The sequence below is a fragment of the Methylococcus mesophilus genome, assembly GCF_026247885.1.
Taxonomy (GTDB): Bacteria; Pseudomonadota; Gammaproteobacteria; order Methylococcales; family Methylococcaceae; genus Methylococcus; species Methylococcus mesophilus.
Window position 1 is genome coordinate 1,523,867 of sequence record NZ_CP110921.1, and the last position, 18,634, is coordinate 1,542,500.

The following is an 18,634-nucleotide window of genomic DNA, read 5'->3' on the forward strand; positions in this document are numbered from 1 at the left end:
GCCGATCGGGGTTCCATCCGGGCGGGCTCTATCCCGCAGGCACCTCAGGGACCGTCGGGGAGATTGCCGCTGATCGTCGACTGCTTCCCCTTGAATGTGATGGTTCCCGACACCCCGCCATTGCTGGCCGCGATGTTGCCGGTAATCACGGAACCGGTGATCGTGGTTATCGAGCCCTGGGCACTCTTGAGTCCACCACCGTCTCCGCCGGACTGGTTGCCGTTCAGGACGGAATTCTTGAGATAGGCGGAACCGAAGCTGTAAATCCCGCCGCCGCCGGCGCCGGCCTTGTTGCCGGTCACCTCGGACCCGTACAGGGACAGGGTTCCCCAACCCGAGGCGGAACTGTTGTTGTAGACCCCGGCGCCGTCCAGGCCGGCGCTGTTCCCGGTGACCTGCGACTGCTTCAGGGTGGTCGTGCCGTAATTGTAAATGCCCCCGCCGTTGTTCACAGCGTTGTTCCCCATCACCACCGAACCGACCAGCGTCAGGTTGCCGTAGTTGAGAACCCCGGCGCCGTCCCCAACGCCGCCGCCACCGGTGATGGTGAGATTCTTGACCTTGACCTTGTTGGCCGCTCCCAGGATGGTCAGCACCGTGCCGCTGCCGGCGCCGAACAGGGTCGGCGCCGTGCCTTTGCCTTGAAGTTCGACGTTTTTCCAGACCACGAAATGGCCGACGCAGGTCCCGGATATCTCCAGGGTACCACCCGACTTGATGGCGTCCAGCTCCGACTGAAGATTGGTCGGACAATACACCCGTTTGGCCAGGGCGGGTTCGGCCATCGACGCCAGGAGGACGAGAATCACCCCGGACCGGGGCCCTATCCTTGCTGCTCCGCTGACTCGCCTCACCTGACGCTTTCCATCGTTCATAACCACCTCGCATTGTTCTTGGGAAGGACGCGCGGACCGGCCTCCGGCACGCACGGGCAAGAGCCTGCCGACATGCACATGGCGTGTCAATACGGACCCGCGGCGGCGAATCCGCAGGCGGCAGACACCGCGGCGGATTCTACAAGTGTTTCATGTGGATATTCAGGATCTTGACGCGGTAGGCGATCTGCCTCGGGGTCATGTCGAGCAGGCGCGCCGCCTTCGCCTGCACCCAGCCGCTCTGCTCGAGCGCGGCGATGATCCGCTCCCGCTCGTCCAGGTTGTCATCCTCCAGGTCGGCCTTGTAGGAAGCGACGTCGGCAACCGTCGACAGCTTTTCCTTGAGCCCGGTCAACGCGATAACCTCGCTGTCGATGACCCCTTCGCGGCTCATGATCGCCGCGCGCTCGAGCAGATTTTCCAGCTCGCGCACGTTACCGGGCCAGTCGTGCCGCATCAGTGAACGGATGGCACTCTCCTTGACTTCCAGCGACCGGTCTCCCTGGTTGCGGGAAATCCTGCCCAACAGAAAACGGGAGAGTTCGGGGATGTCCTCCTTGCGCTCCCGCAGAGGCGGCATCTGGATGGGCATCACGTTGAGGCGATAATAGAGGTCCTCGCGGAATGCCCCTTCTTCCACCGCAGACTCGAGATCGCGGTTGGTCGCCGCGATGATCCTCACATCGACCTTGAGCGTGTGAATCCCGCCGACCCGTTCGAATTCGCCCTCCTGCAGCACCCGCAGCAGCTTGGCCTGGAACGCCGGGGAAATCTCGCCGATCTCGTCCAGGAACAGGGTTCCATGGTTGGCCAATTCGAACCGCCCTTTGCGCTGGTTGACTGCGCCGCTGAAAGCGCCTTTCTCATGGCCGAACAGTTCCGACTCGAGCAGATTCTCGGGCAGCGCCGCACAGTTCAGCTTCACGAAGGGGCCGCTCGCCCGCGGAGAATTGAAGTGGATCGCGCTGGCGATCATCTCCTTGCCGGTGCCCGATTCGCCCCGGATCAGCACCGTGGTATTCCATTTCGCGACCTGGCGCACGGTCTCGAACACGCGCATCATCGGCGGGGTTCTCCCGATGATGTTCTCGAAGCCGTAATTCGAGCGCAGCGTCTGCTGCAACTGCTCGCACTGAGTCGTGAGATCGCGCTGCTTCTGTTCCATGCCACGCAGCAAACCCACGCTTTGCGCAACCAGATTGCTCACCATTTCCAGAAACCGGGCACGCTCGCCGAGCAGTTCGCGCTCGCTGGGCTGGGCGGCCAGCACCCCCAGCAGTTCGTCCCTGCCCACGTGGATCGGCGAACCGATGAAGGGCAGCTCCGGATCGTACAGTCCGAGGCGGCCGAGAAAACGCGGCTCGTCGGCAATGCGCTCCACCACAATGGTGCAGTTCGCTTCCAAAATGGTGCCGATCAAGCCTTCGCCCGGCTCATAGCGCACGGGTTCGTCGGAAATCCGTCCGGCTTCGCCCCGCCGCAGCACTGCCAATACCAATGCATCCGTTTCCGGCTCCCGCAGCGCGATCATTCCGGAGCGCAAATCGGCTTGCTCGTGCAGGACGTTGAGCACGCCTTCGAGCTTGCCTTTGAGTTCGGCGGTACTGTTCAGGACCTGACCGACCTGATAAAGGGCTTCGAGCTCCCGCTCGATCAATTCGTAACGATCAACCATGAGAAACCTTCGCAGGCCTCTCCGGCTGCGTTTGTCTGATTTCAAACTGCATATGGATTCGGCAGCCCTCGTTGTAGTCCGGATCGATACGGATCAAGCCGTTATGCTGGTTGACGATCTCGTGAGCGACGGCCAGCCCCATGCCGACATGCTGGCGACCCAAGCTCGCCTTGGTGGTGAAAAACGGCTCGAACACCTGGGTTCGCAACCCCGGAGATATCCCAGGCCCGGTATCCTCGATAGTGATGTGGATCAGCTGGTCGCGCGTCCAGGTGTGGATGCGCAGTTCGCGCTGTCGGGAATGCGCCATGGCATCGATGGCGTTCTCGATCACCTGCTTGAACAATGAGCGCAACCGGTTCTCCGAGCCGCGCAGACTGGGCAAGACCGGGGTCGGCACCCACTCCACTACGATGCCACTGGCGAGCAAGCGCTCGGTCAGCAGGGTGATGGCATCATGCAGCACTTGGTTCAGATTGACCGGCTTGAAGGCATTGTTGTCGGTGTGGGGAATGCATTTCTCCAGGGTGCCGATCGATGCTTCCCCGGCCGCGATGACCTGTTGCAGCAGATCGCGCACTGCCACATTGCCCACATCGTCGCCGCGGCGGTCCAGGAGGTTCTTGGCGGCGCCGATCAGGTTCAGCGGCCCCTGGATCTGGTGGATTGCGGCGAACAGCGTTTCCTTGAGGCTCTCGAGCTTTTCCTCCTCGGCCATCAGGGCCTGGAGACCGCGCAGGCGGTATTGGTCCTGCTGCTTCTTCTGCTGGGTGACGTCATCCACCGTCAGCAGCAGATAGCCTTTCTCCGAGCCGGAGAAAAACCCATCGACCGTGCCCTCCTCATGGCGGAACCATTGACCGGCACAGGAGAACCAGCGCGAGGGCCTGCCGCCCCCCGGATCGAAACGCAACTCCAGATTCCTGAACGCCTTTTCGCGGTGCCAGAAATCGCTCCATTCCTCGCCCGACTCCTCCCGCAGCAATTTCAGGAATAGCAGCGCTGGCTCCTCGACCTTCAGATCGCTCGCCAGCGCCTTGTACATCAGGTTGTCCAGAACGATGCGGCCGTTCTCGTCGATCAGCACCGCTGAAACCGGGATCGATGCCACCACGGTTTCCAGGAACAGCGTCTGCTGCCGAACCTGCTGCTGCAGCAGATACTCTTCCGTGACGTCGCGATGCATACCGATGAAGTGCGTGGTCTCTCCCGCCTCGTTCAGCATGGGAGCGACCGTGAGATCCGCCAGATAGCGCCGGCCGTCCCTGTGGCGGTTCAGCAGACGGCCGCGCCAGGGCTGCTGCCGGGTGATGCATCCCCATAGTTCCCGGTAAACCTCCGGCGGGGTACGCCGGTCCGACAGCATCGATTCGTTGCGCCCGACGCACTCTTGTGGTGCATAGCCGGTAATTTCGCTGAAAGCCGCGTTGACGTACAGAATGTTGGCTTTCAAGTCCGTGATCGAAATCGCCACTGGTGCCTGATCCACCGTCGCGCGCACCAGGGAGAACGGGAGATCGCGATTCGATGCGTTCTCAGAGTTCGACAAGTCTATTGGCACAGTAACACCTCCTTCGATACGCAATGAGGCAATATGTGTGCCCGTGAAGTTCCGGCAGGGAGTTCTCGCAGTGCCCGCAGGCCGCCTTGGCTACTACCGGTAGCGACCCGCCCCGAGTAAACTAGGCGCGTCCCCACACGGAGTACCTCGACATGAAAGGCGACAATCAAGTCATCGAATACCTCAACAAGGTTCTCACCAACGAGCTGACCGCCATCAACCAGTATTTCCTGCATGCCCGGATGTTCAAGAACTGGGGATTCGGAAAGCTCAACGAACACGAATACAAGGAATCCATCGACGAGATGAAGCATGCCGACCGCCTCATCGAGCGGATCCTGTTCCTGGAAGGCCTGCCGAACCTGCAGGACTTGGGCAAGCTCAAGATCGGCGAAAATCCCGAGGAAATGCTGCGCTGCGACCTCCAACTCGAGCACCAGGCACTGCCTCTGCTCAAGGACGCCATCGCCTACTGCGAAAAATGCGGCGACTATGTCAGCCGCGAGCTGTTCGAGGACATCCTCGAAAGCGAGGAGGAGCACGTCGACTGGCTGGAAACCCAGTTGGAACTGGTCGGCAAGGTGGGACTGCAGAACTATCTGCAATCCCAAATGTGAATCACCCGGGACAGATGTCCTGCGCGAAGGCCGTTCTCCGAAAGCGGCCTTCTTTTTGCGCTAATCTCCTATCTTTCCATACGCGCCCGTGCGCCGAAGCAGATGCGCAGAATGAAGTATGCGGTCAGGACGACCAGCATGACCACCGTGATTTCCACCCAGTTCATCTCATATCTCATCGTTCCGAACTCCGGTCAATAAGAAAAAGTCGCGTCGGGCGGCGTTGCGCCCTCAGGCTGGCCGGACGGAAATCTCTCCGCCCAACACCTGCGCCTGACAGGCCAGACGGTTGTTCTTCCCGGCCATGTTTTCCCGCAGTATCTTGTCTTCCAGAACGGACGGTTCACTCAGATTGTCCCAGCCGGCGGTGACTACCATGAGACAGGTTCCGCAGTCTCCCTCCCTGCAACCGTAAATGATTCCGGCCCCGACCTTCTCCGATATTTCGATCATTCGGGTTCCGGCCGGGACGGTGACGGTGACACCGATGTCTTCAAAGGTAACTGTGGCTTTGGCCATCGCCGGGAACTCCCCTATCCGTTGCTTGCCCGCATCCAAGCAGCGGCCGTGCCAAGAATGAATTTTCTGTTACTTCAAAAGCTTAAAGCTTTCTCGCCTGTCGGATTTACGACATGGAATCGCCACCGCTTGTCGCAAAACCGACAGATCGTGCCGCAGCGAAGGGAGTTTTGATCGTGCCGACACCGGGCGGGGTGTCGGCGGACGGACGGTGAGGAGGGAAGCGGCTCGGCTTAGCGCGATGGACTCGAGTGCCGCGGCAACTCAGTTCGATTCCTTGAAATCGTAAACCACGGCTTTGTCCACCAGCGGCTTGAGGGACTCGTCGATCACTTTTCGATGTTCGGGATGCGCCAGATAGTCCCGGAGCGCCTGATCGTTTTCGAACGTGGCCACCACCCCTACATCGTAGGAGCTGTCGACTACGGCTCGGTCTCCGGTCAGCACCGTACCCACCCGGTAATGGAGAACCATGGGAAGTTTCCCCAGGCGCCGGCTATTTTCGATGTACTGCTGCCGTGCGGCCGGGCTGCCATGATCCTTGAGCCAAACGATGACGACATGCTGCACCCGCCCGCCGCCCGCCGGAATCACCTCGGACGAACCAAGCGGGGAAAACGCGCAACCGAACAGAACCCATCCGAATACAAAAAATCGCTTGAACATCGTCTTATCCCTCGTTGTGATGGAAAAAGCCCGACACCGGCTCAATGCGCCAGCTTGAGGGTGATCACGCCGGCGACGATCAACGCCGCGCCCAAATAACGCCCCAGGCTGGCCGGATCACCGAAAAACCATACGCCGATGAAAAATGTACCGGCAGCCCCGATGCCGGTCCACACGGCGTAGGCCGTACCTATGGGTATCTCCCGCTGCGCCAGCCAGAGGAAAAGGCCGCTCAGCGCCATGCATAGGACCGCCAGGACGAGCCCGGGCAGACGCGCGCCTTCGTTTTGCGACAGCTTGAAGCCGAGCGGCCAACCGATTTCCAGACAGCCGGCCAGGAACAGATAGGCCCAGCTCATACCTTCAGCGGCTCAGTTTCCAGGCCAAAACACCGAGGGCGATCCCGGCCCCAAGCAGCCGCAGCACATCGCCTGCAACGCTGTCCTCGGCGGCGGCCTGCTCAGCCGGCTCATGGCCCCGCCCCCCCAATGAACGGACCGCGTCAGCAGGCGAAAGCCCCACCAGCGCGAACAACCCCTCCACATCGCCCGCCTGGATGTCGACCGCGATGAGGCCCAGAACCGCCGCCAGTTCGGCGAAGAACGTGAGCGACTCCAGCGCCCTCGAATGATAGTGGAGAGTGATGCTGCCGGTCGCCGGATTGACCGCGGCATGATGGATTCCCGCCACCTTGGAGAGACGCGCGGCGAGCTGCTCCGCATCCTGCGGGCGCCCCTTGAGGCGTTCGGACCTCAACCGGATGCGGCCCGGTACGGCGTGCGTCACGTGCAGTCCGTGCCGGTGGGAATCGTGATGGCTCTTGGCCCGGCCGTTCGTCATGGAAACCTCGCGTCCCGATGAATCATGAAAGGAATTCGGTGGAACATACCCGATCGCCCGGCTGCGCCGACTCCAACCGGCGCACCTGCGCGGCTGCGTCCGCGCTCCCCTCTTCCGGCGCCCAGGCTGCAAAGTCCTTGTCAGCGACCGGCGAATAGGGTCCCGGCTTCACCTCGAACATGACCGTCCTGGGCACCCGGCTGACCACCGTGTGCCAAGTCCCCGCGGGAATCTCGACGGCACAGTCGCCCCCGTCCGCCCTCAAGTCTATCCGTTCGGCGACACGTCCGTGATCGTCGAAAACCAACACCGAAAAAGCGCCCCGCACCACGACCATCAGTTCCCAGCCATCGGGTCGGGAATGGCGGTGCGGACGCGCGTAGGTGCCGGGCTCCAGAGCGTTGAACAGGCGTTGGACGGGATCCGCCAGTACCGGATGGACGTTGAGATTCTTGCGCAAACGGGCCGAGCACGCGGCTTCTTCGCTCAGCCCGGACAGCGTTCCGGCGGTGTAAAGCTTAAAATCAGCAGGCGAGGGCATTTACCTTTCGGGAGAAATCGTCGTGCGGAACCTAAGCATTCAGCGTATCCCGCCCGTATGAATCGCGCAATCACTCCGTTCCGGAACTGATAGAATCGGCGACAACTGCCGCGTACCGATTCCATACCATCCGGCCTCCATGAACGCCCCAGAAGCTGCACCCGCCGTAGTCGATCCGGCGTCCGCGCTGTCCCGGCTCGCTCGCGAAGCCGACTGGATCGGTCTGCGCCTTGTCGAAGAAACCAGCCAGCACCGCGCCGCCCGCAACGGCCGGCCCGAGCGGAACCAAGTGCATGGCAGCCGGGGCGCAATGGTCGAAGCCGTGGTGGACGGCAATCTGGCCTACGCGGCAACTTCGGACCTGTCGGAGACCGGCCTGCATGAAGCGGCGAGCCGCGCCGCCCGGCTGGCCCGGGCGGGTGCCCGCCACACCGTGGCGGTTTTTTCCCCAGGCCTGCGCCCCGCCGTGTTCGGCACAGCCACCGGCCCTTGCGAACGGCGCTTCGACGCCATCTCCCTGAGCGAACTGACGGCGAATCTGATCGCCGCCTGTGCCCGGCTGCGGGTCTCGGACAGGATCGTCGAAACGTCCGCGGAAATCATACTGACCGAACACTCGAGCCGTTACCTCACCTCGAGCGGCGCCGACATCGAGCAACGCTTCCACTTGGTCAGCCAGAACTTCATGGCGACTGCCCAGGATGGTTCGGAAACCCAGCGGCGCTCCCTCAACGGCCCTGTCGCCCGCTGCCTGCAGGGGGGACTCGAAACGATCGACTTCGAACTCATCTACAGGGAATGCGAGCAGGCCGGGCGGGAGGCGCTGGAGTTGCTCGACTCCGAAGATTGTCCGGACGACACCCGCGACCTGCTGCTGGCGCCGGACCAGATGTTGCTGCAGATCCACGAATCGGTCGGCCATCCCCTGGAACTGGACCGCATTCTCGGCGACGAGCGCAACTATGCGGGCTGGAGTTTCGTCAAACCGGAGGATTTCGGCCGACTGCGGTACGGCTCGCCCCTCATGAACATCCGCTTCGACCCCACCCTGCCAGGCGAATTCGCATCGTACCGCTTCGATGACGGCGGCAATCACGCCGACCGCCAATACCTGATCCGGGACGGACTGCTGCTGCGCGGGCTCGGCAGCCTGGAAAGCCAGGCCCGGCTCGGCCTCCCGGGCGTCGCCAATTTCCGTTCGGCAGGCTGGAACCGGGCGCCGATCGACCGCATGGCCAACCTCAACCTCGAACCCGGCGACAGCACCCTGGACGAAATGATCGCCTCGGTCGAACGCGGCATCTACATGAGCGCCAACCGCTCCTGGTCGATCGACGACTACCGGCGAAAATTCCAGTTCGGATGCGAATATGCGCGCCTGATAGAAGACGGACAGCTGACCCGTGTGGTCCGAAATCCCAACTACCGGGGCGTGAGCATCCCCTTCTGGCATTCGCTGAAGATGATCGGCAACCGGGAGAGCTTCGGCATTTTCGGCACCCCGTTCTGCGGCAAGGGCGAACCCAACCAGATGATCCGGGTCGGCCACGCCTCCCCCCATTGCCTGTTCTCCGGCGTGGAAGTCTTCGGGGGCGGCCGGTGAGCTTTGCGCGGGATGCCCATCGCCTCCTGGAACGGCTGAGCGACGACGCCTTCGCCGCGCTCCGTCCGGGGGAAGCCGCAAGTTTGAGCCTGTCGGGAGAAGACCAGACCTATCTCCGCTTCAATGCGGGCAAAGTCAGGCAGGCGACCGGGGTCCGCCAGTTGCGGCTGGAACTGGATTTTCGGGCTCAAGACCGCAGTGCGAAATTCACGACGGACCTGTCCGGTCGGGCGGACCGGGATATCTGCGACCTCCGCGCGCTGCTGGCGCGGGCCCGCTCGGAAGCCGCATCCCTGCCGCCCGACCCTTTCGCATCACCGATGGAAAATCACGGCCAGAGCGAGGAGTGGCACGAGGCCGCACTGCCCGACCCGGCGGCGGTCATCGACCAGATCGCCCTCGCGACCTCTGGCACTGACTTCGCCGGGCTGTTCGCCGCCGGCCCGCAGGTTCGTGCCGTACGGAATTCGACGGGGCAGCGCCACTGGTTTGGGACTTCCGGATTTTTCCTCGACTATTCCCTGTTCACCGTGAATTCAGCGGACGAAAACAAGGCGGTTAAAGGCTTACTGGGCGGCACCGACTGGAGCGCCGCCGATATTGCCGTCGCCATCGAAGCGGATCGCCAACGGCTCGATCAACTGCGGATTCCTTCCAGGACGCTGCCGCCGGGGGAATACCGCGCCTATCTCGCCCCTGCCGCCGTCGCCCATATCGTCGACCTGCTGTCCTGGGGCGCGGTCAGCTACGGCGCCTGGAAGAAGGGAGGATCGGCCCTGCGGCGGTGGATCGAGGGGGAAGCGCCCTTGTCCGACAAGTTCAGCCTGAGGGAAAATTTCGCGCTCGGACTCTGCCCGAGGTTCAATAGCCTTGGGGAAGCCGCCCCCGAGCAACTGTCCATCGTCGAACGCGGCGCGCTGAAGAATCTCTTGATCGGGGGACGCTCGGCCCGGGAGTACGGCGTGGCCTCCAACGGTGCCGAATCGGGTCTGTGGTCGGAAGAGCAGCTGCGCTCGCCGGAAATACAGCCCGGCGATCTGCCCGAACGCGATGTGCTGAAAAGGCTGGATTCGGGCCTTTACATCGGCAACGTGCACTACCTCAATTGGAGCGACCTGCAGAACGCCCGCTTGACCGGCATGACGCGGTACGCCTGTTTCCTCGTCGAGCAAGGGGAGATCGTCGCCCCGATCCACGACCTGCGTTTCGACGACAGCCTCTACCGCATCTTCGGTACGGAACTCGAGGCACTGAGCGACGCAGCCCGGCTGTTCCACTCCACCGACACCTATGAACTGCGCTCGCTGGGCGGCTCCAAGGTACCCGGCATCCTGCTGTCCCGCTTCAGGCTAACCCTCTAACCCGACTCCGTCCCACGACCAACCGCATGTTGAAAAGACACCCTACTTTCCCCGGCATCCAAGGCCCGGTCGTCACCATCGTCATGGACGGATTCGGCTACAGCCCCAAAACCGCCGGCAACGCCATTGCCCAAGCCTGCACGCCCACCCTGGACCGGCTGCTGGCGACCTGTCCGCATACCCTCCTCAAGGCGCACGGTAAGGCCGTGGGCATGCCCAGCGACGAGGACATGGGCAATTCCGAGGTCGGCCACAATGCGCTGGGTTCCGGCCAGGTCTACCACCAGGGCGCCGCCCTGGTCGCCGAAGCAATCGCCTCCGGCGCGCTGTTCGAAGGCACGGCATGGCGGGAAGTCGTCGCCAATGCCGGGAAACACGGATCAACCCTGCATTTCATCGGCCTGTTCTCCGACGGCAACGTCCATTCCCATATCGACCACCTCAAGGCGATGGTCGCGCGGGCCAAAACCGAAGGCCAACAGCGGGTGCGCATCCATATCCTGCTGGACGGCCGGGATGTACCCGAAACCTCCGCGCTGAACTACGTCGGCCCGTTCGAAGCCTTCCTCGCGGAACTCCGGAGCGAGGCGTTCGATGCCCGCATCGCCAGCGGCGGCGGACGCATGAACATCACCATGGACCGCTATGAAGCCGACTGGAGCATGGTCGAGCGCGGCTGGCGCGCCCATGTGCTGGGCGAGGCCCGGCATTTCGAATCGGCGGCACAGGCCATCGAGACGCTGCGTGCGGAACATCCCGGCGTCATCGACCAGGATCTGCCGCCCTTCGTCGTCGCCCACGACGGCGAACCCGTCGGCCGGATATTCGACAAGGACAGCGTGATCTTCTTCAACTTCCGCGGCGACCGGGCGATCGAAATGACCCGAGCCTTCGAAGACGAGGAGTTCGCGCCTTTCGACCGCGTGCGCCATCCCGGTGTGACCTACGCCGGCATGCTCCAGTACGATGGCGACCTCGGCATTCCCAGGCGCTATCTGGTGTCGCCCCCGGCCATCCGTGGCACGATGGGCGAATATCTGGCAGCGGAAGGCATCACCCAGCTTGCGATCTCCGAAACCCAGAAATACGGGCACGTCACCTATTTCTGGAACGGCAATCGCAGCGGCAAGTTCAACGAATCGCTGGAAACCTACGTCGAAATTCCTTCCGACAGGGTGCCGTTCGAGCAGCGCCCCTGGATGAAATCGGCAGAAATCACCGACGAACTGATCCGCCAGCTCAAAACCGGCAAGCACCGCACCGCCCGCGTCAACTACGCCAACGGAGACATGGTCGGGCACACCGGCAACTACCAGGCGACGATCATCGCCGTCGAAACCGTGGATCTGGCGCTGGCTCGGCTGCTGCCGGTGATCGATGCCCTCGACGGCGTGGCCCTGATCACTGCCGACCACGGCAACGCCGACGAAATGTACGAATTGGACAAGAAAACCGGCGAGCCCCAGCGAAGCCGGAGCGGCGCTCCCCAGGCCAAGACCTCGCACACGCTCAATCCGGTGCCGTTCATCTATTACGACCGCCGAAACCGAGCAGTCATTCAAAATCCGGCCGAGGCCGGCTTGAGCGCCGTCGCCGCCACCACGGTGAACCTGCTTGGCTACGAGGCGCCGGACACGTGGGACCGGGGACTGCTGGAGTTCAGATGAAATACTCAGCGTCGGTCAGAGGCAGGACCTACCGTTTTCCCGACCTCCGATGCCTCTTGGCCGCGGCCTCGCCACTGCGCTCCGCCGACGAACTGGCGGGTCTGGCGGCGGCCAGCGAAGAGGAGCGGGCCATGGCCCAGCGCATCCTCGCCGACGTGCCGTTGCGGCGGTTCCTGGAGGAACCGCTCATTCCGCCGGAACGGGACGAGGTCTCCCGGCTGATCCTGGAGCAGCACGATGCTTCAGCCTTCTCGCCGGTTGCATCGCTCAGCGTCGGCGAATTCCGCGAATGGCTGCTGGCGGAATCTGGCGACTTGAACGTCCTGGCCCGCGGCCTGACGCCGGAAATGGTGGCGGCGACCAGCAAGATCATGCGCAACCAGGATCTGATCGCAGTCGCCCGCCGTTGCAGCGTCATGACTCGATTCCGGAATTCCATCGGCTTGCCGGGCCGGCTCTCCACCCGCCTGCAGCCCAACCATCCGACTGACGATCCCAGGGGCATCGCCGCCAGCACCCTGGACGGCCTGCTTTACGGCAGCGGCGACGCCGTGATCGGCATCAATCCCGCCACCGACAATCTGGAAAACGTCCACGCCCTGCTGAACCTGCTCGACGAATTGCGCATCCGTTACGAGATTCCCACCCAGTCCTGCGTCCTGTCCCATGTGACGACCACCATGGAATTGATCCGCCGCGGCTCACCGGTCGATCTGGTGTTCCAGTCGATTGCCGGCACCGAGGCGGCGAACCGCAGCTTCGGCGTCGACCTCGCCATGCTGGGCGAAGCCCGGCAGATGGCACTCGAACTGAAACGAGGCACCCTCGGCGACAACCTCATGTATTTCGAAACCGGCCAGGGCAGCGCGCTGTCCGCCGGCGCTCACCACGGTCTCGACGCCCAGACCTGCGAGGCCCGCGCCTACGCCGTCGCCCGGGAATTTTCGCCGCTGCTGGTGAATACCGTGGTCGGCTTCATCGGCCCGGAATATCTCTACGACGGTAAGCAGATCATCCGCGCCGGCCTGGAAGACCATTTCTGCGGCAAACTGTTAGGTCTGCCGATGGGCTGCGACGTCTGCTACACCAACCACGCCGAAGCGGACCAGAACGACATGGACAACCTGCTTACCCTGCTCGGCATCGCCGGTTGCACCTACATCATGGGGATTCCCGGTGCGGACGACATCATGCTCGCCTACCAGAGCACCTCGTTCCACGACGCACTGTATTTGCGGCGGGTGCTCGGCCTTCGGCCCGCTCCGGAGTTCGAAGCCTGGCTCGAACGCATGGGTATTTTCGACGGACGGAACGCCCTATCCGGCCGGCGCTCGGCCACCCCCTTGCTGAGCGGCTTCGGCAATTTCACAGGGAACGCCGCATGAGCGACCGCTGGAGCGATCTGCGCGCCCTGACCCAGGCCCGCATAGCCCTTGGCCACGCCGGGCATGCCTTGCCCACCGGGGCACTGCTGGATTTTCAGCTCGCCCATGCCTCGGCCCGTGATGCGGTGCACAAGCCGTGGGACATCGAAGCCTTCGCCGAGGGAGTCCGTGCGCTTGGATTTCGGCCGCTAGCGCTGGCGACCCCAGTCACGGATCGTGCCGAATACCTCAAACGGCCCGACCTGGGCCAGACGCTCGACAGGGAGTCGGAACGGAAACTGCGGCTTCAGCCGCCCGAAGCCATGGATGTTGCGGTCGTCGTAACCAACGGATTGTCTTCAACGGCGCTCGACCAGCATGGACTTCCGCTCCTCCAGGCAATTGCCAGCGCCTGCTGCATAAGTGGCCTGCGCCTGGGACCGGTTTGCCTCGTCGCCAACGGCCGTGTCGCCGTGTCGGATCCTGTAGGCGCCGCCTTGGATGCCCGAGCCGCCGTGATCATCCTCGGCGAACGTCCCGGCCTCAGCGCCGATGACAGCTTAGGCCTCTACTTCACCTACGCTCCCTGCCCAGGCAGGTCCAATGCCGAGCGCAACTGTGTTTCCAACGTGCGGCCGCCCGCAGGAATGGATTACCACGAGGCGGCGTCCAAACTCATTTACCTGACTCGCGAATCGTTCCGGCTCGGTCTTTCCGGCGTCGCCCTAAAGGACGAAACGCGGCTCCGCGCAATTACCGCTGGGCATTGACACTTTGGCTATCCGATCATGAATAATTTCCGCAGCACAATAAGCAAGCACGGAAATACCATCGCCTTTTGCCTGCTCGTCACAACACTGGTCCTCGCAGTCGTCACGGTTCGTAGCGGAGCCCTCGATCGCACGGACTTCAACCGACGGGATCAGTTGATACCGGTCAATGCTTTCAATAGCCACGCGATCCCGGTGAACTTAGGCGTCTATGTCGAAAATATCTTTAACTTCTCGCCCAACCAGAAAACTTTCGATGCCGAAGGATGGGTGTGGCTGACTTGGCCTCAGGCCGCCCAGGATATTTTCGATGCGAACGAAATCCCGTCGAGCCAAATGATCGATTTCGTCAATTCCGTCAACGGCTGGGATTTCAGCCTGACCCCCGAGCGCAGCGAACCGATAAGGCTCCCGAATGGAGATTACTATCAGAACTTCCGTTACTCAGGGCATTTCTACGCAAACGAGTTGAACTTCAGGCAATTCCCGTTTCAGACTTTGCGATTGGCTCAAACTTTCGAACTGAATTCCGAAGATGAAGCGCTCAATGCGAAACATATCCGGCTGATTCCGGACGCGGCCGAGTCCGGTACAGGGGAATACATCGATATCATGGGCTATATTACGCACGGGAGCGAGATCAAAACATTCATTCACAATTACGGCACAAATTTCGGCTTGGCCGACAGCGACGGCGACCCGACAAAAAAGGTCAGCCAGATCCGCTTCGAGGTCATTTACAAGAAATCAATCACCTCATCGATACTCGAGCTTTTTCTGCCTCTCGTGACCGTCATGGCCTTGGTCATGTTCGCCCCCATGCTTTCTTCCTCGCTATGGGATGTCCGCCTCGGCCTCCCACCGATGGTATTGCTGACCCTCATATTCCTTCAGCAAGGCTATAAGACCGAATTGCCGGACCTCCCCTACGTGACGTTCCTCGACACGATATACAACCTGTGCTATCTCACGACCCTGATCCTATTCTGCCTATTCATGTGGGGATCGAATAAGCTCGACGAAGCGTCCGACATCGAACGAGCCAAGGTGATCGCTCATATCAACGCCATGGATCTGCGGTTTCAGATCGGCTTAACTGTCGCCTTGATCGGTCTGGGAAGCATTAACTGGTTCGTCATCGGTACTCAAACGCCCTAGAGAAAGGGCAGGCACGATAGCGTTGGGCAACAAAAAACCCCGATTCCTCAGCGGAGGGATCGGGGTTGATTGATGTTGCGTGATTAGGAGCCTGGCAGTTCCCTACTTTCGCACAGGTATCTGCACTATCATCGGCGCTAAGCGGTTTCACTTCCGAGGTCGGGATGGGATCGGGTGGTTCCCGCTCGCTCTGGCCGCCAGGCAAAACTGGTTGTCGAGCTTGAGCTCTTGAGGAATTTGGTCAACGTACACTGTGTTCGCGGTCTGTCGCACGATCTACACCCGCCAAACGTCTTGGGTGTTATATGGTCAAGCCTCACGGGCAATTAGTATTGGTTAGCTTCATGCATTACTGCACTTCCACACCCAACCTATCAACCTGGTGGTCTTCCAGGGCCCTTCAGGGGACTCGAGGTCCCAGGGAGATCTCATCTTGGGAGGGGCTTCCCGCTTAGATGCTTTCAGCGGTTATCCTGTCCGAACATAGCTACCCGGCAATGCCATTGGCATGACAACCGGAACACCAGCGGTTCGTTCACTCCGGTCCTCTCGTACTAGGAGCAACTTCCCTCAAATCTCCAACGCCCACGGCAGATAGGGACCGAACTGTCTCACGACGTTCTAAACCCAGCTCGCGTACCACTTTAAATGGCGAACAGCCATACCCTTGGGACCGGCTACAGCCCCAGGATGTGATGAGCCGACATCGAGGTGCCAAACACCGCCGTCGATATGAACTCTTGGGCGGTATCAGCCTGTTATCCCCGGAGTACCTTTTATCCGTTGAGCGATGGCCCTTCCATACAGAACCACCGGATCACTAGGACCTACTTTCGTACCTGCTCGACTTGTTCGTCTCGCAGTCAAGCGCGCTTTTGCCCTTACACTCTATGCGTGATTTCCGACCACGCTGAGCGCACCTTCGTGCTCCTCCGTTACTCTTTGGGAGGAGACCGCCCCAGTCAAACTACCCACCATGCACGGTCCCCGATCCGGATTACGGACCTGGGTTAGAACTCCAAATTCACCAGGGTGGTATTTCAAGGTTGGCTCCACCCGAACTGGCGTCCGAGTTTCTCAGCCTCCCACCTATCCTACACAAGTCAATTCAAAGTCCAGTGCAAAGCTATAGTAAAGGTTCACGGGGTCTTTCCGTCTAGCCGCGGGTACACTGCATCTTCACAGCAAGTTCAATTTCACTGAGTCTCGGGTGGAGACAGTGTGGCCATCGTTACGCCATTCGTGCAGGTCGGAACTTACCCGACAAGGAATTTCGCTACCTTAGGACCGTTATAGTTACGGCCGCCGTTTACCGGGGCTTCGATCAAGAGCTTCGCTTGCGCTGACCCCATCAATTAACCTTCCGGCACCGGGCAGGCGTCACACCCTATACGTCGACTTTCGTCTTTGCAGAGTGCTGTGTTTTTAATAAACAGTCGCAGCCACCGTTTCACTGCAACCCCCTTCGGCTCCATGAGCAAGTCACTTCACCTACCAGGGGCGTACCTTCTCCCGAAGTTACGGTACCATTTTGCCTAGTTCCTTCACCCGAGTTCTCTCAAGCGCCTGAGAATTTTCATCCTGCCCACCTGTGTCGGTTTTGGTACGGCCGCTTGCAACCTGAAGCTTAGAGGTTTTTCTTGGAAGCTTGGCATCAATCACTTCGGCTGAAGTCGCCTTCAGCACCGTCATCACGCCTCAGAATTGATCCCCCGGATTTGCCTAAGAGACCTTCCTACACGCTTAAACCGGGACGTCCAACACCCGGCTGACCTAGCCTTCTCCGTCACCCCATCGCAGTTGCAACCGGTACAGGAATATTAACCTGTTTTCCATCGACTACGCCTTTCGGCCTCGCCTTAGGTGCCGACTAACCCTGCGCCGATTAGCGTTGCGCAGGAAACCTTGGGCTTTCGGCGAACGGGTTTTTCACCCGTTTTGTCGTTACTTATGTCAGCATTCGCACTTCCGATACCTCCAGCCAACTTCTCAATTGACCTTCACAGGCCTACGGAACGCTCCTCTACCACTCACCTAAAAGGTGAATCCGCAGCTTCGGTACATGGCTTAGCCCCGTTGAATCTTCCGCGCAGGCCGACTCGACCAGTGAGCTATTACGCTTTCTTTAAAGGATGGCTGCTTCTAAGCCAACCTCCTGGCTGTCTCTGCCTTCCCACATCGTTTTCCACTGAGCCATGATTTGGGGACCTTAGCTGGCGGTCTGGGCTCTTTCCCTTTTCACGACGGACCTTATCACCCGCCGTGTGTCTCCCGTGATTGCACTTCTCGGTATTCGGAGTTTGCATCGGTTTGGTAAATCTAGACGACCCCCTAGCCGAAACAGTGCTCTACCCCGAGAGTGAGACACGAGGCGCTACCTAAATAGCTTTCGAGGAGAACCAGCTATCTCCGAGCTTGTTTAGCCTTTCACTCCTATCCACAGCTCATCCGAATCTTTTTCAACAGATCCCGGTTCGGCCCTCCAGTAAGTTTTACCTCACCTTCAGCCTGGCCATGGATAGCTCGCCCGGTTTCGGGTCTATTCCCAGCGACTCAATCGCCCTATTCAGACTCGCTTTCGCTACGCCTCCCCTATTCGGTTAAGCTTGCCACTGAGAATAACTCGCTGACCCATTATACAAAAGGTACGCAGTCACCCCTTTCGAGGCTCCCACTGCTTGTACGCATACGGTTTCAGGTTCTATTTCACTCCGCTCACCGCGGTTCTTTTCGCCTTTCCCTCACGGTACTGGTTCACTATCGGTCGGTAAGGAGTATTTAGCCTTGGAGGATGGTCCCCCCATGTTCAGACAAGGTTTCACGTGCCTCGCCCTACTCGTCTTCACACCAACGTTCCTTTCGTATACGGGACTATCACCCTCTATGGTGCGACTTTCCAGACGCTTCTACTAAAAACAATGATGCTTAAGGGCTGCTCCCCGTTCGCTCGCCACTACTAAGGGAATCTCGGTTGATTTCTTTTCCTCCAGGTACTTAGATGTTTCAGTTCCCTGGGTTCGCCTCGCCGACCTATGTATTCAGTCGGCGATAGCCGGTTAAAACCGGCTGGGTTGCCCCATTCGGACATCTCCGGATCACAGGTTGTTTGCCACCTCCCCGAAGCTTTTCGCAGGCTGCCACGTCCTTCTTCGCCTCTTACCGCCTAGGCATCCACCGTATGCGCTTATTCACTTGACCATATAACCCCAAACCGTCTGGCTTGGATCTCATGATCTATGCTGACACACCTTGAACAGCGCTTGCGAGAATCGTATGCTAACTCGCGTTAGCTTCGTTTCCTCGCACTGCTTATTTACAGTGTACGTTTTCCAAATTGTTAAAGAGCCGCTAATCATCGCCTAAGGCCATGATTCGTCAATCCACGGCTTACCGTGGATTCGCGAATCATTCCTTCTC

At 60.5% G+C, this 18,634-nt stretch carries 15 protein-coding genes and 2 rRNA genes; 7 read left to right on the forward strand and 10 right to left on the reverse strand.

What is annotated here, in order from left to right:
* Positions 1-44 precede the first annotated feature (44 nt).
* The 3 genes from OOT43_RS07020 to nifL all read right to left on the reverse strand — a co-directional run bounded on the left by OOT43_RS07020 (position 45) and on the right by nifL (position 4,111).
* Positions 45-785, reverse strand: a complete 741-nt coding sequence (locus OOT43_RS07020; protein ID WP_266024124.1) for a right-handed parallel beta-helix repeat-containing protein — start codon at positions 783-785, stop codon at positions 45-47.
* A 229-nt stretch (positions 786-1,014) separates the two neighbouring features.
* Positions 1,015-2,550, reverse strand: coding sequence for a nif-specific transcriptional activator NifA (nifA, locus tag OOT43_RS07025; RefSeq protein WP_266024125.1), 1,536 nt, complete (start codon positions 2,548-2,550; stop codon positions 1,015-1,017).
* The gene (nifL, locus tag OOT43_RS07030; protein WP_266024126.1) at positions 2,543-4,111 is read right to left on the reverse strand and encodes a nitrogen fixation negative regulator NifL; all 1,569 of its coding nucleotides are present in this window, start codon (positions 4,109-4,111) and stop codon (positions 2,543-2,545) included. The genes nifA and nifL overlap by 8 nt, the downstream gene beginning before the upstream one ends.
* 152 nt (positions 4,112-4,263) lie before the next feature.
* On the opposite strand from nifL, the gene bfr reads away from it, so the two are divergent.
* A complete protein-coding gene (gene bfr, locus OOT43_RS07035; protein WP_266024127.1) occupies positions 4,264-4,728 on the forward strand; it encodes a bacterioferritin in 465 nt (154 codons plus the stop codon).
* A 231-nt stretch (positions 4,729-4,959) separates the two neighbouring features.
* On the opposite strand, the gene OOT43_RS07040 is transcribed toward bfr, so the two are convergent.
* From OOT43_RS07040 to OOT43_RS07060, 5 genes are all read right to left on the reverse strand, one after another.
* Entirely contained in the window at positions 4,960-5,247 is a 288-nt protein-coding gene (locus OOT43_RS07040) for a 2Fe-2S iron-sulfur cluster-binding protein (protein WP_266024128.1), read from the reverse strand.
* Between the two features lie 264 nt (positions 5,248-5,511).
* A complete protein-coding gene (locus OOT43_RS07045; protein WP_266024129.1) occupies positions 5,512-5,913 on the reverse strand; it encodes a Dabb family protein in 402 nt (133 codons plus the stop codon).
* 41 nt (positions 5,914-5,954) lie between these two features.
* Entirely contained in the window at positions 5,955-6,272 is a 318-nt protein-coding gene (locus OOT43_RS07050; RefSeq protein WP_266024130.1) for a DMT family transporter, read from the reverse strand.
* Positions 6,273-6,276: 4 nt separating this feature from the next.
* Entirely contained in the window at positions 6,277-6,753 is a 477-nt protein-coding gene (locus OOT43_RS07055) for an HMA2 domain-containing protein (protein ID WP_266024131.1), read from the reverse strand.
* Between the two features lie 22 nt (positions 6,754-6,775).
* On the reverse strand, positions 6,776-7,294 hold the full coding sequence (locus OOT43_RS07060) for a WbuC family cupin fold metalloprotein (RefSeq protein WP_266024132.1): 519 nt from the start codon (positions 7,292-7,294) through the stop codon (positions 6,776-6,778).
* Between the two features lie 139 nt (positions 7,295-7,433).
* Here OOT43_RS07060 and OOT43_RS07065 point away from each other — a divergent pair, with 139 nt between their 5' ends.
* From OOT43_RS07065 to OOT43_RS07090, 6 genes are read left to right on the forward strand one after another with little or no spacing between them, the layout of a single operon-like run.
* Entirely contained in the window at positions 7,434-8,897 is a 1,464-nt protein-coding gene (locus OOT43_RS07065) for a TldD/PmbA family protein (RefSeq protein WP_266024133.1), read from the forward strand.
* Positions 8,894-10,258 carry a TldD/PmbA family protein gene (locus tag OOT43_RS07070; protein ID WP_266024134.1) on the forward strand — a complete coding sequence of 455 codons (1,365 nt, stop codon included), beginning with the start codon at positions 8,894-8,896 and terminating at the stop codon, positions 10,256-10,258. The genes OOT43_RS07065 and OOT43_RS07070 overlap by 4 nt, the downstream gene beginning before the upstream one ends.
* Before the next feature lie 26 nt (positions 10,259-10,284).
* The gene (gpmI, locus tag OOT43_RS07075; RefSeq protein ID WP_266024135.1) at positions 10,285-11,925 is read left to right on the forward strand and encodes a 2,3-bisphosphoglycerate-independent phosphoglycerate mutase; all 1,641 of its coding nucleotides are present in this window, start codon (positions 10,285-10,287) and stop codon (positions 11,923-11,925) included.
* Positions 11,922-13,310, forward strand: coding sequence for an ethanolamine ammonia-lyase subunit EutB (locus OOT43_RS07080; RefSeq protein WP_266024136.1), 1,389 nt, complete (start codon positions 11,922-11,924; stop codon positions 13,308-13,310). The genes gpmI and OOT43_RS07080 overlap by 4 nt, the downstream gene beginning before the upstream one ends.
* Complete coding sequence (gene eutC, locus OOT43_RS07085; RefSeq protein ID WP_266024137.1) at positions 13,307-14,059, forward strand: ethanolamine ammonia-lyase subunit EutC; 753 nt, start codon at positions 13,307-13,309, stop codon at positions 14,057-14,059. Before OOT43_RS07080 ends, eutC begins: the two co-directional genes overlap by 4 nt.
* An 18-nt stretch (positions 14,060-14,077) precedes the next feature.
* Complete coding sequence (locus OOT43_RS07090) at positions 14,078-15,217, forward strand: ligand-gated ion channel (protein WP_266024138.1); 1,140 nt, start codon at positions 14,078-14,080, stop codon at positions 15,215-15,217.
* Positions 15,218-15,306: 89 nt separating this feature from the next.
* On the opposite strand, the gene rrf is transcribed toward OOT43_RS07090, so the two are convergent.
* Both rrf and OOT43_RS07100 read right to left on the reverse strand, forming a co-directional pair.
* A 5S ribosomal RNA gene (gene rrf / locus OOT43_RS07095) occupies positions 15,307-15,419 on the reverse strand.
* Positions 15,420-15,522: 103 nt separating this feature from the next.
* A 23S ribosomal RNA gene (locus tag OOT43_RS07100) occupies positions 15,523-18,415 on the reverse strand.
* Positions 18,416-18,634 lie beyond the last annotated feature (219 nt).